The organism is Arthrobacter sp. 9E16 (genome assembly GCF_002929435.1).
Classification (GTDB): domain Bacteria; phylum Actinomycetota; class Actinomycetes; order Actinomycetales; family Micrococcaceae; genus Arthrobacter_B; species Arthrobacter_B sunyaminii.
On record NZ_PJIU01000003.1, the window covers coordinates 733,625 to 748,272 of the forward strand.

At 64.9% G+C, this 14,648-nt stretch carries 13 protein-coding genes; 5 read left to right on the plus strand and 8 right to left on the minus strand.

Annotated elements, in window-relative coordinates:
- Positions 1 to 104 precede the first annotated feature (104 nt).
- A complete protein-coding gene (locus CXR00_RS15625; RefSeq protein ID WP_104055598.1) occupies positions 105 to 533 on the plus strand; it encodes a (deoxy)nucleoside triphosphate pyrophosphohydrolase in 429 nt (142 codons plus the stop codon).
- A 63-nt stretch (positions 534 to 596) separates the two neighbouring features.
- Here the strand turns inward: CXR00_RS15625 and CXR00_RS15630 are convergent, their stop codons facing one another.
- Both CXR00_RS15630 and CXR00_RS15635 read right to left on the minus strand, forming a co-directional pair.
- On the minus strand, positions 597 to 1,667 hold the full coding sequence (locus CXR00_RS15630; protein ID WP_104055601.1) for an Rv2578c family radical SAM protein: 1,071 nt from the start codon (positions 1,665 to 1,667) through the stop codon (positions 597 to 599).
- A 41-nt stretch (positions 1,668 to 1,708) separates the two neighbouring features.
- A complete protein-coding gene (locus CXR00_RS15635; RefSeq protein WP_104055432.1) occupies positions 1,709 to 2,155 on the minus strand; it encodes a hypothetical protein in 447 nt (148 codons plus the stop codon).
- 144 nt (positions 2,156 to 2,299) lie between these two features.
- Between CXR00_RS15635 and pheS the strand changes: the two genes are divergently transcribed.
- Together pheS and pheT are read left to right on the plus strand one after the other, a co-directional pair.
- Positions 2,300 to 3,382, plus strand: a complete 1,083-nt coding sequence (gene pheS / locus CXR00_RS15640; protein WP_104055433.1) for a phenylalanine--tRNA ligase subunit alpha — start codon at positions 2,300 to 2,302, stop codon at positions 3,380 to 3,382.
- Positions 3,383 to 5,926 (plus strand): phenylalanine--tRNA ligase subunit beta, encoded by a 2,544-nt coding sequence (gene pheT / locus CXR00_RS15645; protein ID WP_104055434.1) that lies wholly within the window; start codon positions 3,383 to 3,385, stop codon positions 5,924 to 5,926.
- A gap of 63 nt (positions 5,927 to 5,989) precedes the next feature.
- Here pheT and CXR00_RS15650 read toward each other — a convergent pair whose 3' ends face one another.
- The 6 genes from CXR00_RS15650 to CXR00_RS15670 all read right to left on the minus strand — a co-directional run bounded on the left by CXR00_RS15650 (position 5,990) and on the right by CXR00_RS15670 (position 12,230).
- Positions 5,990 to 6,379, minus strand: a complete 390-nt coding sequence (locus tag CXR00_RS15650) for a hypothetical protein (protein ID WP_104055435.1) — start codon at positions 6,377 to 6,379, stop codon at positions 5,990 to 5,992.
- 136 nt (positions 6,380 to 6,515) lie between these two features.
- Positions 6,516 to 7,355: an endo alpha-1,4 polygalactosaminidase gene (locus CXR00_RS15655; protein ID WP_219816029.1), complete on the minus strand. Its 840-nt coding sequence runs from the start codon at positions 7,353 to 7,355 to the stop codon at positions 6,516 to 6,518.
- Positions 7,352 to 8,035, minus strand: a complete 684-nt coding sequence (locus CXR00_RS18350; RefSeq protein ID WP_181032586.1) for a spherulation-specific family 4 protein — start codon at positions 8,033 to 8,035, stop codon at positions 7,352 to 7,354. Before CXR00_RS18350 ends, CXR00_RS15655 begins: the two co-directional genes overlap by 4 nt.
- Positions 8,032 to 9,363, minus strand: coding sequence for a hypothetical protein (locus CXR00_RS18355; RefSeq protein WP_181032587.1), 1,332 nt, complete (start codon positions 9,361 to 9,363; stop codon positions 8,032 to 8,034). The genes CXR00_RS18350 and CXR00_RS18355 overlap by 4 nt, the downstream gene beginning before the upstream one ends.
- Positions 9,360 to 10,919: a GT4 family glycosyltransferase PelF gene (gene pelF / locus CXR00_RS15665; protein ID WP_104055436.1), complete on the minus strand. Its 1,560-nt coding sequence runs from the start codon at positions 10,917 to 10,919 to the stop codon at positions 9,360 to 9,362. The genes CXR00_RS18355 and pelF overlap by 4 nt, the downstream gene beginning before the upstream one ends.
- A gap of 345 nt (positions 10,920 to 11,264) precedes the next feature.
- The gene (locus tag CXR00_RS15670) at positions 11,265 to 12,230 is read right to left on the minus strand and encodes a quinone oxidoreductase (RefSeq protein ID WP_104055437.1); all 966 of its coding nucleotides are present in this window, start codon (positions 12,228 to 12,230) and stop codon (positions 11,265 to 11,267) included.
- A 167-nt stretch (positions 12,231 to 12,397) separates the two neighbouring features.
- On the opposite strand from CXR00_RS15670, the gene argC reads away from it, so the two are divergent.
- Positions 12,398 to 13,429 (plus strand): N-acetyl-gamma-glutamyl-phosphate reductase, encoded by a 1,032-nt coding sequence (argC, locus tag CXR00_RS15675; RefSeq protein ID WP_104055438.1) that lies wholly within the window; start codon positions 12,398 to 12,400, stop codon positions 13,427 to 13,429.
- Entirely contained in the window at positions 13,429 to 14,640 is a 1,212-nt protein-coding gene (argJ, locus tag CXR00_RS15680; RefSeq protein ID WP_104055439.1) for a bifunctional glutamate N-acetyltransferase/amino-acid acetyltransferase ArgJ, read from the plus strand. The genes argC and argJ overlap by 1 nt, the downstream gene beginning before the upstream one ends.
- Positions 14,641 to 14,648: the final 8 nt, after the last annotated feature.

Consider the following 14,648-nt stretch of genomic DNA (forward strand, 5'->3'; position numbering starts at 1 on the left):
CGCAGGGCCCCGGGTTGATGATCTCCGGGAGCTGGGCGGTTCACCGCAACAGCGCTGTCAGGACAAGCTTAGTCCAGGGCGGCCCGTAGACTCTTTCCGTGTCTATTTCCGAATTGAAGCAAGTTGTTGGTGCCGCGCTCGTGGACAGCTTGGCTGCCCCCACGAAACTGCTGGCCGCCCGGCGCACCGCACCCGAACAGTACGCGGGCATGTGGGAATTCCCCGGCGGCAAGGTGGAACCCGGGGAGACCTGCGAGGAAGGGCTGCACCGGGAACTGCATGAAGAGCTCGGTGTCCGGGTTCGGCTCGGCGCCGAGGTGCCGGGACCGGGCATCCAGGGGTGGCCGCTGAACGCGAAGGCTGCCATGCGGGTGTGGCTTGCCGAGGTCACCGAGGGAATTCCGGCCCCGCTCGAGGATCACGATGAGCTGCGGTGGGTGGCCCTTGATCCCCGGGAATTGAAGTCTCTTTCCTGGATCCCCGCTGACCTTCCGATTGTCGAAGCCATGCTGGACACTGCCCTCCGACCGTAAGGCAACAGGTAAGAACCGCGCAGCAGCCCAGAAACAGCAGCAGACCCAGAAACAGCGGCAGACTCAGAACAGCGTTTGGGCAGCCGTGCCCGCATGCGCCAGGCCGTCAGCGGCCGGGGACGTTCCCATGATGCGGGTTGGCTTCTCCGGGTGGGCACCCGCGTTGCTCCGGGACGGCAGAAACTGGGCCCGCGAGGTGAAGCCATGCTTCTTCTTGAAGAACTGCACCCGTCCGGCGAGCCATTGCCGGTATTCCTTGGAGGCATAGGTTCCGCCTCCGTAAAGCCGGGCGTACTTGCCGGACAAATGCGGGTAGTCACGGGCAATGAACGCGAGAAACCACTCCCGGGCTCCGGGCCGAAGATGCAGCGCTCCAGCAGTAACTCCGGTGGCTCCGGCAGCGGCCAATGCACCAAAGAGGGCGTCAAGGGACTCATCCCCGTCGGTCAGCCAGGGCAGGATGGGCATGGCCATGACGGAACAGGGAAGCCCTGCCTCGCGGAGCCTGCTGATCAGTTCCAGGCGTGCTTTGGGTGCAGGAGTGCCCGGCTCCACACGGTGCGCCAACTCCGGATCCAGCAGGGCTAGGGAAATGCCCATGCCAATCTCGGTGTCCTGTCCGGCACTTTTCAGCAGGGGAATGTCCCTGGCCAGCAGGGTGCCCTTGGTCAGGATGGAAAACGGTGTGCCGGAGGCCGCCAGCGCCTTGATAATGTCCGGCATCAGCCGATACCGGCCCTCGGCCCGCTGATAGGGATCGGTGTTGGTCCCCATGGCCACGTGCTCGTGCTGCCAGGACGGACGTGCCAGTTCCCGGCGCAGGACCTCGGCAATATTGGTCTTGACAACGAGCTGGCTGTCGAAATCCAAACCGCTGTCCAAATCAAGGTAGGTGTGTGTCTTCCGCGCAAAGCAGTAGACGCAGGCGTGGCTGCAGCCCCGGTAGGGATTGATGGTCCACCCAAAGGGCATGCCTGAAGTTTTGCCGACTTTATTGAGGGCGGATTTGGAAATCACCTCATGGAAAGTGATGCCGGCAAATTCCGGGGTCTTTACGCTGCGGACCACGCCCTGCAGGGCCAGCAGGGCGTCCTGCGAGCCCGCCGCCTTGGGTTCCTGCGCTTCCCATCTCATGACCACCATTAGAACACATGTTCTAAACAGCGAGAAGGTGGTTAGCGGTAACCGCCGTCTGCCAGACCGGCGAGCCGCTCGAAGACGTTGCCCGACGCAGGATCCCCGGTCCGCAGCACGGACAGGCCTGCGGCGGCAAAGTACAGGGGCAGGAACGCCAGCCCGAGGCCCGCATATTGGCTGGCATGCCGTGCCTCATGCCGCAGCAGGGGAGCAGGACCGTCCGGGCCGGGCGAAAGGAGCCGGGCCGCGCGAGGGCGGTATAGGATCACATTGCCAACCGTGAAGGCGGCAGCCTTTGGAAGCGGCCAGGTCCAGCCGCCGGCCAGCAGCAATCCGTCCGGCCCGGGTTTCACCGCACAGTGGCCCGCACGGGCGAGGAGCAGCCCGGCCGGTGTGGTCAGGTTGATGATGTTCAGTAGCTGGCGCAGGTTCACCCTGCCAGTGTAGGAGCGGCGCCGGCCCACGGGTACGGGGCGGGATGTCATCTAGCCGTCACCCCGGGGAGCCGTGCCCCGGTTCGCAGGCCGGGTTGGTTAGACTGGAAGCTACGGGCATTTTCGCTTGCTGTCATACAACCAAAGCCCATCAAAACGTCCATCAACAGGGCCGGAAATAGGTAAGAACTGTACATGTCGAACTCCATACCGGGGACGAACTCCCCAGACACCGTCCCCGAACCCCCCAACCCGCTGGATGAAGCAGCAGTTGCCGCCGCCGTCGATGCGGCGCTCGCAGCCATTGCCGCCGCAGCGGATCTGGATGCTCTCAAAGACGTCCGCATCGCCGTCGCCGGCGACAAGTCGCCGCTGAGCCTGGCCAACCGCACCATCGGTTCCCTTCCCAAGGACCAGAAGTCCGCCGCCGGCAAGCTCGTGGGACCCGCCCGCGGACGCATCAACGCCGCGCTCGCCGCCCGCACCGTGGAGCTGGAGGCAATGCGCGACGCGCGGATCCTGGTTGAGGAGGCGGTGGACGTCACCGCAGCTCCGCGCCGCCGCCGCATGGGTGGCCGCCACCCGCTGTCCACCCTGCAGGACCGCGTCATCGACGTATTTGTGGGCATGGGCTGGGAAATCGCTGAAGGCCCCGAAGTGGAATCCGAGTGGTTCAACTTCGACGCACTGAACTTCAAGCCGGACCACCCGGCCCGCGAAATGCAGGACACGTTCTTCGTGGAGCCGCCCGAAGCCCACCTGGTTATGCGCACGCACACCTCGCCGGTGCAGGTCCGCTCCATGCTCGAGCGCGAGCTGCCCATTTACGTCCTGTGCCCGGGCAAGGTGTTCCGCACGGATGAACTCGATGCCACGCACACCCCCGTGTTCCACCAGTTCGAGGGCCTGGCCATCGACAAGGGCCTCACCATGGCGGACCTCGTGGGTACGCTGGAGCACTTCACCCGCGTGCTGTTCGGCGACGAAGCCAAGGTGCGCCTGCGCCCGAATTACTTCCCCTTCACCGAGCCCAGCGCCGAGCTGGACATTTGGCACCCCGGCGCCAAGGGCGGCCCGCGCTGGATCGAGTGGGGCGGCTGCGGCATGGTCAATCCGAACGTGCTGCGCGCGGCCGGCATTGATCCCGAGGTCTATTCAGGTTTTGCCTTCGGCATGGGTATTGAGCGCGCACTGATGTTCCGCAACGAAGTGGGGGACATGCGCGACATGATCGAGGGCGATGTACGTTTCAGCGAACACTTCGGGATGGAGATCTAAGTGAGAATCCCACTTTCCTGGCTGCGCGAGTATGCCCAGGTTCCGGCGGACGCAACCGCCGAAGACGTCATGGCCGAACTGGTCAAGGTAGGCCTGGAGGAAGAGGACGTCCACCGTCCCACCGACGAGCTGTCCGGCCCCATTGTTGTTGGCCAGGTCCTCTCCATGGAGCCCGAGCCCCAGAAGAACGGCAAGACCATCAACTGGTGCTCCGTCCGCGTGGTGCCCGAGGGCGCCGAGCAGACGCTCACAGGTGACGGCATTGACCCCTCCGGAGTGCAGGGCATCGTTTGCGGTGCGCACAACTTCACGGTGGGTGACAAAGTGGTGGTCACCCTTCCCGGTGCCGTGCTGCCCGGAGACTTCCGGATCAGCCCGCGCAAGACCTACGGCCACGTGTCCGCCGGCATGATCGCCTCGGTGCGCGAACTGGGCATCGGCGATGACCACGACGGCATCCTGGTCCTTTCCCGGCTGGGGCTGGATCCCGAGATCGGCACCGACGCCATGGACCTGCTGGGCCTGTATGACGAGGCCGCAGAAATCAACGTCACCCCTGACCGCGGCTACGTGTTCTCCATCCGCGGCGCCGCCCGCGAATACGCCCACGCCACCGGAACGAAGTTCACGGACCCGGCTGCCGCCGTCGTCGTACCCGAAGCCGACGGCAAGGGTTACGGCGTGCGGCTGGAAGACAGCGCGCCGATCTACGGCAAGGCCGGCTGCGACCGCTTTGTGGCCCGGACCGTCCGCGGCGTGGATCCCACGCGCCCGACTCCGCCGTGGATGTCCTCGCGGCTGCGCCTGGCCGGGATGCGCTCAATCTCGCTGATCGTGGATATTTCCAACTACGTGATGCTGGAACTGGGCCAGCCCCTGCACTTCTATGACCTGGACAAGCTTTCCGGGGACATCGTGGTGCGCCGGGCAACTCCGGGGGAGACGCTGAAGACCCTGGATGAAAAGGTCCGCACGCTGGATCCCGAGGATCTGCTCATCACCGACGATTCCGGTGCCATTGGCATCGCCGGCGTGATGGGCGGTGCGGAAACCGAAGTGTCCGATGCCACGCAGAACGTCCTGATCGAGGCCGCGCACTTCGAGGAAGTCAGCATTGGCCGCTCCCGCCGCCGGCACCGCCTGCCGTCCGAGGCGTCCAAGCGCTTTGAGCGCGGCGTGGACTGGAACATCGCCGACATTGCTGCGCAGCGTGCCGTGGACCTGCTGACCGAACTGGCCGGCGGCACCGTCGACGCATCAGTGACCGACGTCGGCACGGCCCCGGAGGCCAAGGCCATTGACCTGCCGGCAGACTTCGCCTCCAAGCTGATCGGTTACGACTTCAGCGAGGACCAGATCACCGGAACGCTGACCGATCTGGGTGCCGCAGTGGCGAAGACGGCTGGCGGTTACTCCGTGACGCCGCCGAGCTGGCGCCCCGACCTGGAGACGCGCGAGGACCTTACCGAGGAAATCATCCGCCTGGTGGGCTACGAGAACATTCCGTCCACCCTGCCCACGGCTCCTCCCGGCCGGGGACTGACCCGGATCCAGCAGCAGCGCCGCCGCCTGCAGCAGGCCCTTGCTGCTTCCGGACTGACAGAGGTGCTGTCCTATCCGTTCGTCACGGAAGAGGACAACAACACCTTCGGAACGCCCGACGCCGGCACCTCGCCTGCCGCGGTTAAGCTGGCGAACCCGCTCAGTGCCGAGTTTGGCTTCCTGCGCACCTCGGTGCTGCCGGGACTGTTCGAGGTCGCCAAGCGCAACCTTTCCCGCGGTTTCCGCGATCTGGCCCTGTTTGAGTCCGGGTCGGTCTTCCTGCCCGGGGAGCAGCTGGGAACGGCGTCCATTCCTCCGCTGGGCGTCCGCCCGTCGGAGGAAGTCCTGGACTCCCTGTATGAAGGCGTTCCGGATCAGCCGCTGCACATTGGCGTGCTGTTCACCGGCCACGAGTCACAGCCCGGCGCCGGTTTCACCCCGCGCGCCTGGGACTGGGCCGACGCCGTGGATACCGCCCGCCTGATGGGCGACGTGCTGGGCGTGGAACTGGTGGTGAGCCAGGGCGAGCATCAGGCCTTCCATCCCGGACGCACCGCCAAGCTGTCCCTGCGCAGCGGAGAAACTGTTGGTTACGCCGGCGAGCTGCATCCCAAGCTGCTGGCCGCGCGTGACATGCCGGCCCGTACGGTGGCGCTGGAGCTCGACGCCGATGCCCTGTTCGACGCCGCGCCCGAGGTGATTGTGGCCCGTGCGATTTCCTCGTTCCCGGCCACCACCCAGGACGTGGCACTGGTGGTGGAAGCCTCCATTCCCGCCGAGACTGTCTTGGAGACCTTGCGCGAAGGCGCCGGGGAACTGCTGGAGGACATCGCGCTGTTCGATGTCTACTCGGGCAAGGGAATTGAAGAGGGGCACAAGTCCCTGGCCTTCGCTCTGCGCTTCCGTGCTCCGGACCGGACCCTGACTGCTGATGAGGCGTCGGAGTCCCGGGCCGCCGCCGTCGCGCTGGCTGCCGAGCGGTTTGGTGCCGTCCAGCGCTAACAGCTGTGGTGCACTGAAGGGTCCTGCCGGGTTTCGGCGGGGCCCTTCGCCGTTTCGATGCCCTCAGCGGCCGCCCTTGGCGATGTAGTCCGCGCCGTCATAGTGGACGTGGAGGGTGTTGATGAGCCCAGCCCCGTCGAAGGTGAAAAACTCCGCGAACCGCACGTTTCCGCCAGGCATTGCGGCATCGTAAAGCACTGCCGACGATGACTCGTCGTGAACCTCCCGGAGAATGTCGAGGCCTTCCACAGTTGCGATGAAGCCGCTGACTCCCTGCAGGAAGCTTTCAGTGGCATCCGGACGGTGGCCGGCCATGGCGCCGGTGAAGTCAAGCTGCTCGGACAAAAGAGGGCGCAGGGTGCTTCCGTCGCCATAGGCCTCCGGCCCCTCGGACAGGATGCGGTAATACTCGCGCAGTGCCGGCGGTGCCGAGGGGGAGAGATTTCCGTCCATGATTACTACTTCCTTATCTGGGTGCAGGCGGCCCGTCCGATCCGCCACTCACGTTTTCCGGGGTCAGCATAAGTGTGGCAGCGCAGGGCGGGTCACGAACAGGGATCCGGGAGTATCTCCTTGAGGGAAATGCCGCTCAGCAGGAGGACCTGGCCGGCCCAAGATCCAGCGGTTTCAGCATGGAGGACAGCCCGATCCGCCGGGACTCGGCGCAAAAGTCCAGCGGCCCTTGATATTCGACGTGCAGAACGGCCTTTCCCTCGTCGGCGAAGGGCTTGTACGCCTCACATTCCCCGTACCGAAAACACTCCTCATTGACGGCAAAATCAAAGTCATCCGCCAGTTCGGGAATCTGGTCGATATCGTTCTTCAAGCCCACCGATAATCCGCGGGCATGGGCCAGTTCTGCAACGGACCGGTTGTAGGCCAACTGGTCATCCGCCGTCAGCGGGAAGCCCGTCTCATTGACATAGCCGTCAACATTGTCGGGTTCCACGGCGTCGAATCCCTTTGCCGCGCAGGTATCCATTCGTGCTGCCATGATCGGCAGGAGAACGTCCGTCCGGCGGATGTCCAGCCACCGCTCATCCGGCCAGCCGTCCAAAGTGTTCCCCAGGACCGTTTCCGGGAACTGTTCTGCATCGCCCCGGAAGTCCTCCCAGGAACCTACGGACAGATAGCAGATCGAATGCCTGCCGTTTTCCTTTAGGGTGTCAATGTCCGTCTGTGTTGCTGTCTCGTAGTCGACGTCATACACGGCGGCGTCCACCGTGAGGTCCAGCGCACCGCTCAGCTGCCACTGCCAGCTGTCTGAGGGAGACGGGGTCCACCGCACAGACACTGGCTCCGCCCGCGCTTCCGGGATGACCTCGGCCGTGACGTCAGGAACGGGTGTGCAGGCGCCCAGTGAGAACGGGAGGAACGCGGCGCAGGTCACCGCGGCAACGCGCGCTTTGTGCCGGAGATGTCTTTTCACGGACTCACCCTCTCAGCGGACAAACGGGCGGAGACGGCGGTGGAGGTTCCCAGCCAAGGGTTGGGCAGGGTCCGGTCGGTGGCAAAGACATACCCTGCGCCGTGACTTCCTGCAGCAAGGCGGACGGCCTCGATCTCATCGGGGCCGCAGCCGTACACCAAATGCCACAGCTGGGACGGCGGTATGCTGCGGGCCCAGTCTGGTTGGCGAAAATCCGCGTAGGCCTCTGCTGTGCCCTCAAAGACAGCGGTGACATCGAACAGATTCAGATGTGCCTGCGAGGGAAACCTGCCGGGGTTTGCGGCCAGGAAGGTGATTCCTGCGGTTCGAGCGGCGGCAGCGTATTGAGCGCACTGCGCAAGGCTTGACGGATGGGAAGGAAGCTCGTCGAGCATGATTCCGTCGAGACGGTACAGCCTTTGCCAAGTCTCAATGTCCCGGGCAACGTCCGCCACCGGCCGGTTTCCGTAATTCACCCGCACGTACCCAAGCAGGCGTATGCACGGCCGCAGTGCCGCCACAGCGGCAGGATAGTACTCGTCGTCGTCGTGCCCCGGCCCGTTGTGGACATTGAGAATGGCAAACGAAACCCTTCCGTGCTGGGCGGCCAACCAACTCCATTCCTGCGGAGCAACAGCCGGATGGACGTACCAGGGAATGGCGGTCCGTGCTTTCTTCACGCGTACGTCCTCGGATCGGACACGCGGCTCAGCAGCACGCCGATCCCGGCTACCAGGAACGCCGCGGCTACGAGTATGCCGGCTGTATTTCCTGCTGCAATCCAGGCCTCCGCGGAAAAGAAAGCGGCACCGGCAAAAACCACTCCGCCGCCAGGCAGCCCAAAGGCGGCCAGCGTGGTGGACGTAGTGGCCAGGGAGCTGAAGGCCGCCGCCACCAGCACGGTGGTGGCAACTCGGGTGTCCTCGACCAGGAAGACGACCACAAGGGTGGATACAGAAGCGGAGATGACTACTATCGCTGCGGACATTGTCATGGTGAGCGACCGTGCGTTCCGGGCTGCGTGCCGCAGCAGGGGGGTCCGGTTGGAGGACCAGACGAGTCGCTGCCGCATGAGCACCAGAGCCGGATCCGTGGCTGCCGCGGCGACGACCGTGGCTACGATAAGCGCTGTTCCCTCCCAGTCCGGCAGGCGGGTCAGAGCCAATGACAGAGCCGCGGCAAGAAAGGAGGCCTGGGCGGCCGGCGCGACAGCAGCGCTCCAGCCTCCGTGCCCGAACAAGCGCCGATCGCTGCTGGTTCGCAGGTGCATCACCAGCACAACGGTGACCGACGCCAGCACCAGGACTGCCACGGACACAACAATGGCCGTGGCAGTGCGGTGGTTCAGGATCAGCGCCAGGGCAACAATTGGGACGGCAAGCCCCAGGATCGTTAACAACAACCGGGAGCTGCCGAGGATTACAAGCATGGAGACGACGCAGGAGTACCAGCACCAGGCCATGAGGAGGCCCGCCCAGCCTTGGTCATGGCCGGGAAGAACCGTGGAAACCGCTAAGTAACAGGCCAGGGCCAGGATGACCAGGATGGTTGCACCGGTCCCGCGGGCGACCCCGCGGTTCACCTGCCCAGCACCGGCCTGTGCCCAAACGATGCCCGAGATGGACTGACCGATAATCCAAGCGCCGATTCCTGCGATGAGGACTTCCCGGGTGCTGGCGGCCATCACTGTGGCAGTGAGACCGCCGAGAAAAGCACCCAGGATCAGGACTATGCCTCGCCGGACGGCCTCAAACAGTGCGTCCCGGGACACCCAGGATTCCTGGTTGCCTGCACTCCGGATCACTGTGCGCACCTGGACAAGGGATTGGGCGTAGTCGAACACGTCCCTGGCTCCATGCCACCTGCGGGCGGTGCGGTCGGTGACGCCGGAGGACTCCAGCCTGGCGGTAATCTCGTACACGTCAACCGCGTCGAAACCGGCCTGATCGTTCGAGAAGGCCGCCACCGGCCTCCCTGCTCCGGGCACAGCAACACTGTCAGCGCTCATGCCGACACCCTCAGCGCCACTGCGTCCAGCGGTGTTGCGTCATGGAGTGCGGTCATTTTCGTCGGGAACGAGCCGGTCGGCGCCGACGCCAAAATGGCAGTGCCTTGCTTCGGTTTCAGCAGCCTTCCGGTACGGGCGGCCAGGTAGGCCTCCCGGTACCGGGTCAGGCACCGCTCCAACGTGAACTCGGAAAGCGCCCGTCGCCGTGCTGCGGCGCCCATGGCGGCCCGGCGCCTCGGATCGGTCAACAGGGAGACACAGGCATCTGCAAACGCAGCGTGGTCCCGGGCGGCAACCAGCATGCCTGTGGACTCGTGCTCGTCAAGGCATTCCCCTACGCCTCCAACATCGGTGTTGACTGTTGCGCGACCGCACATCATCGCTTCGATCAGAGTGAACGGCAGCCCTTCCGAAATACTCGACAGTGCTACCACGTGACCGGCCTCAATGGCCGGCCGGCTGCCTTTGCTGGGGCCTTCCCAATGAACTGCCTCTGCCACACCGAGAGCCCGCGTCAGGGCAACCAGCAGCTCCTTGTAGGCTGCGTTTTCTTTGGGAGTTGGACCGAAAATGCGCAGTTGGGCATTAGGCACCCGTTCACGAACCAGCGCAAAAGCGGATATCAGCGTTTCCAGGTCCTTCAGGGGATCGATCCGGCCCACAAAGCTGATGGTTGGAAGGTCCGGCTCGGAGGTGACGGGCAGGAAAGTCAACGGGTCAACTCCATTGGGAATCGTGTAAATACGCTCCGGAAGCGCTCCGAGCCGGCGCTCCCAGCGGGCATTGAACTGGTTCACGGGAAGGACCATGTGTGCGCGTACGTTCACGACTTGGCACAGCCGCCGCAGGAACGCGGTGACCGCGCGTCGCACCGGCCAGGATAAATGAGCGCCGTAGAGCGCCAGGTAGCGCTCACGGAGGTATACCCCGTGCTCAGTCAGCAGGATGGGTGTTCCGTGCCGCCATGACTGCGCCAGCGCGAGCAGGGACGAGGGACCGTTACTGGAGGCATGGACCACATTCACCTTTCCCAGCCGGTGATCGAGGAGGGCAAGGGCACGGTCCACGATGCTGGCAGCCATGACGGCGTCCGCGACCGAGATGGGAGGTTCGCCGACGCTGACCAGATGCCGGGTCCATGCAGCAATGATCGCTGCCACGGAGCCACGGGTTGCGAGGGAGCGAGCCAATCCAATCCGGTCACTGATGCCCACAAGGTGCTGCAGGGCGTTGGCGGTCCTCCCCACGGGATCCTGCCGTTCGGATCCCAGCGCGGCGTCCCACAACCGCTCAAGTTCATATTGGGTGGACTCAATCCAGTAGCGGCGCCGGGGGGTGGGGCGAAGCGGAGAAGCGGAGGGTCCCCAGACCGGAATCAGTCGAACCGATCGAACATTGGGGGGCACCACCCATACGGGTTTTTCGGCTCCGCTGCCCGTGAGGGCGACCACGTCAAAGTCGTGCTCCGGAAGTCCGGTCAGGAGCTGGTCGCACCACGTACTTACGCCGCCTGTGACGACCGGGTAGGTTCCTTCGGTGATAAGGGCTATTTTCATGTGATTGCCCCTTCGGATAGGTACAGGGGCCGAGACTTCAGCGGGTTTCCCTTTTGAAACAAGACCGGCATGCACAGCATTTAAGACTCTCTTACGGATTGGCGATATCTGCTCCTATGGCCAGTGCCTGCGGCGGATATCGATCCCAGTAAATGTCATGCCGGTGCAGCAATCGAGAGTAACGACTACGTGCCGGGTACCCGAGCGCACCCGGAGGTGCCCTCCAGCGAGGAATATTCCGAGGCTTTCCATCGCCTGTGGGCATGACTCTCCAAGGCGCCGCACAGAACGCCGGTAACAACCAGGACAAGGGCGGCCACGGAGTAAAGGCGGCAAGCCCTCAGGCTACGGAATCAGCAGCACCTTGCCGGTGGTCTTCCGCCCCTCGAGGTCCTCCTGGGCGCGGGCTGCTTCAGCGAGCGGATACGTTCCGCCGATGCGCACGTTCAGCGTTCCTTCACGAACCATTTCAAACAGGTCATGGGCACGCCACTGCCGTTCTTCGCGTGTGAGCAGATAGTCGCCAATGGTCGGGCGGGTGAGGTAGAGGGAACCGCCGGAATTCAGCTTCTGGATGTCGAAGGGCGGCACCTGTCCCGAGGCTCCGCCAAACAGGACCAGCATGCCGCGCTTGCGCAGGCTCGCCAGTGAACCCTCGAACGTTGCCTTGCCCACGCCGTCGTACACCACGTCCACACCCACGCCGTCCGTCAGGTGACGGACTTCCTCGGCGAATCCCTCGTAGCCCAGTGCATGGTCGGCGCCCGCCGAGCGTGCCAGCTCGCGCTTCTCGTCGGTGGACGCCGTGGTGATGATCCTTGCGCCCTTGGCCTTGAGCAGCTGGATCAGCAACAGGCCCACGCCTCCGGCGCCCGCATGCGTGAGGACGGTCTGGCCCTCTTCCACCGGAAAGGCGGAGTTGCACAGGTAATGTGCGGTCATGCCCTGCATGGGCAGGGCGGCCGCCGTCTCGTCGCTGACACCGTCAGGGACCGGCAGCGCCTTGTCCGCCTCCAGGATCATGTACTCCGAGTAGGTGCCACCGCCTTCAGCGGTGGCAACCCGCGCCCCTTCCCGAAAGTCCTCAACATCGCGGCCTGTCGCCACTACGGTGCCGGCAGCCTCCACGCCGGGAATGAACGGGTACTCCATGGGATACACGCCACTGCGCTTGTAGGTGTCGATGAAGTTCACGCCGGCGGCGGCCACGCGCACCAGCAGTTCCTTGGGTCCCGGCTGGGGGAGGTCCACGTCTTCGACACGCAGGATTTCCGGCCCGCCGGGGGCGGGTACCACAATAGCTTTATGCATGGAATGTCTCTTCCGTCACGGCTTCGGTGTTGCTGCCATCGTAGGGCAGCATCGACCCCGGCGCACGGCTTCGTCTGTTGGGGCGCCGGCGTCACGCAGCATCGGGGCATGCGTCATGAATGTATAAATATGAAGGTTCCTGCATAAATCTGCTGTAGGGTAAAACCATGACGATTTCAGTTGCTGTCTCAGGAGCCTCGGGGTACGCCGGCGGCGAGGTCCTGCGCCTGCTGGCTGGGCATCCCTCCGTCACCATTGGCGCCATCACCGCGCACAGCAACGCCGGATCCCGTCTGGGCGAACTCCAGCCGCACCTGCATGCGCTCGCAGACCGTGTCCTGGTGGACACCACCGTGGAGAACCTGGCCGGACACGACGTCGTCTTCCTGGCGCTCCCGCACGGTGCCAGCGCCGCCATTGCGGCCCAGCTCGATCCTTCCGTCCTCGTGATCGACGCCGGTGCAGACCACCGCCTGGAAGATCCGCTGGCGTGGGAGAAGTTCTACGGCTCTCCGCATGCCGGTTCGTGGCCGTACGGGCTCCCGGAACTGCCCGGTCACCGTGACCGGCTCAAGGGCGCCAACCGCATTGCGGTTCCGGGATGTTATCCCACCTCCTCGCTGCTGGCGCTGACCCCGGGCTTCTCTGCCGGGCTGCTGGAGCCCGACGACGTAGTCATCGTTGCTGCTTCCGGAACCTCCGGCGCGGGCAAAGCGGCCAAGCCGCACCTGTTGGGTTCGGAAGTGATGGGCGGTATGAGTCCCTACGGAGTGGGCGGCGGTCACCGCCACACACCGGAGATTGAGCAGGGCCTCTCGGCTGCGGCCGGTGAGAGCGTGGCCGTGTCCTTCACCCCCACGCTGGCACCGATGGCCCGCGGCATTCTCACCACGGCCACGGCGAAGGTCCGGCCCGGCGTCACCCCGGAACAGCTTCGGGCAGCCTGGCAGGAAGCGTACGGCCGCGAACACTTTGTCCGGCTGCTGCCCGAGGGCCAGTGGCCCGCCACCAAGATGGTGGTGGGTTCCAACTACGCCGCCCTGCAGCTGGCCTACGACGCGCATGCCAACCGGGTGATTGTCACCTGCGTGATCGACAACCTGAACAAAGGCACCGCAGGCGGAGCGGTGCAGTCCATGAACATTGCCCTTGGCCTTGAAGAGACCGCCGGCCTGATGACGCAGGGAGTTGCCCCGTAATGAGCACCACTGAAAACAGTATTGAAGCAGCCAGCACTGTCAACGAAACTGCTGTCACGACCGGCGTCACTGCCCCGGCCGGCTTCCGCGCCGCCGGCATCACCGCCGGACTGAAGCTGTCCGGCGGCCGTGACATGGCCCTCGTGGTCAATGACGGTCCGTCCAAGGCCGCAGCCGCCGTCTTCACCCGCAACCGGGTGGCTGCAGCGCCGGTGCACTGGTCCCGTCAGGTGCTCACGGACGGCCGCGCCGATGCCGTGATCCTCAACTCCGGCGGCGCCAACGCCTGCACCGGACCCCAGGGCTTCCAGAACACGCACGCCACCGCCGAGAAGACGGCCGAGGTCCTGGGCATCTCCGCCTCGGACGTGGTGGTCTGCTCCACCGGGCTTATCGGTGAGCAGCTGCCCATGGAGAAAATCCTCCCCGGTGTGGAGACCGCCGCTCAGGCGTTGGCGGCCGACGGCGGCGCTTCCGCCGCCGAGGCGATCATGACCACCGACACCGTCGCCAAGCAGGCAGTGTTCACCGGCAGCGGCTACACCATCGGCGGCATGGCCAAGGGGGCCGGCATGCTGGCTCCGGGTTTGGCAACCATGCTCGTGGTGCTGACCACCGACGCGCAGCTGCCGGCTGCCGCCCTGGACACGGCGCTGCGCGCAGCCACTGCCGTCACGTTTGACCGCACCGACTCGGACGGCTGCATGTCCACCAATGACACCGTGGTGCTGATGGCTTCCGGCGCTTCCGGCACCGTCCCGGACCAGGCGGAATTCAACGCGGGCCTCACCGAGGTCTGCCATTCTTTGGCCCAGCAGCTGATCACCGATGCCGAGGGCGCCAGCCACGACATCGCCGTGACCACGCTTAACGCCGCCACCGTGGCCGATGCTGAAACCGCTTCCCGCGCCGTCACCCGGTCTAACCTCTTCAAGACGGCCATCTTCGGCAATGACCCCAACTGGGGCCGTGTCCTTTCCGCCGTGGGAACCACCGATGCCGCGTTTGAGCCGGACCGGATCAACGTGGCGATCAACGGAGTGCAGGTGTGCCGCAACGGGGGAATCGGAGACTCCCGGGACCTGGTGGATCTGACCGGCCGCAAGGTGACGGTCGAAATTGATCTCAACGCCGGCACGGAAAGCGCCACCATCTGGACCAATGACCTGACCACGGACTACGTCCACGAAAACTCGGCCTACAGCAGCTGATCGGGGAC

What these genes read in the sequence shown, in the direction of transcription:
- CXR00_RS15630 (WP_104055601.1), bottom strand. Translation starts at nt 1,667, where the DNA reads ATGAGATGGGAAGCGCAGGAACCCAAGGCGGCGGGCTCGCAGGACGCC.
- CXR00_RS15635 (WP_104055432.1), bottom strand. Translation starts at nt 2,155, where the DNA reads ATGACATCCCGCCCCGTACCCGTGGGCCGGCGCCGCTCCTACACTGGC.
- pheS (WP_104055433.1), top strand. Translation starts at nt 2,300, where the DNA reads ATGTCGAACTCCATACCGGGGACGAACTCCCCAGACACCGTCCCCGAA.
- CXR00_RS15650 (WP_104055435.1), bottom strand. Translation starts at nt 6,379, where the DNA reads ATGGACGGAAATCTCTCCCCCTCGGCACCGCCGGCACTGCGCGAGTAT.
- CXR00_RS18355 (WP_181032587.1), bottom strand. Translation starts at nt 9,363, where the DNA reads ATGAGCGCTGACAGTGTTGCTGTGCCCGGAGCAGGGAGGCCGGTGGCG.
- pelF (WP_104055436.1), bottom strand. Translation starts at nt 10,919, where the DNA reads ATGAAAATAGCCCTTATCACCGAAGGAACCTACCCGGTCGTCACAGGC.
- CXR00_RS15670 (WP_104055437.1), bottom strand. Translation starts at nt 12,230, where the DNA reads ATGCATAAAGCTATTGTGGTACCCGCCCCCGGCGGGCCGGAAATCCTG.
- argC (WP_104055438.1), top strand. Translation starts at nt 12,398, where the DNA reads ATGACGATTTCAGTTGCTGTCTCAGGAGCCTCGGGGTACGCCGGCGGC.
- argJ (WP_104055439.1), top strand. Translation starts at nt 13,429, where the DNA reads ATGAGCACCACTGAAAACAGTATTGAAGCAGCCAGCACTGTCAACGAA.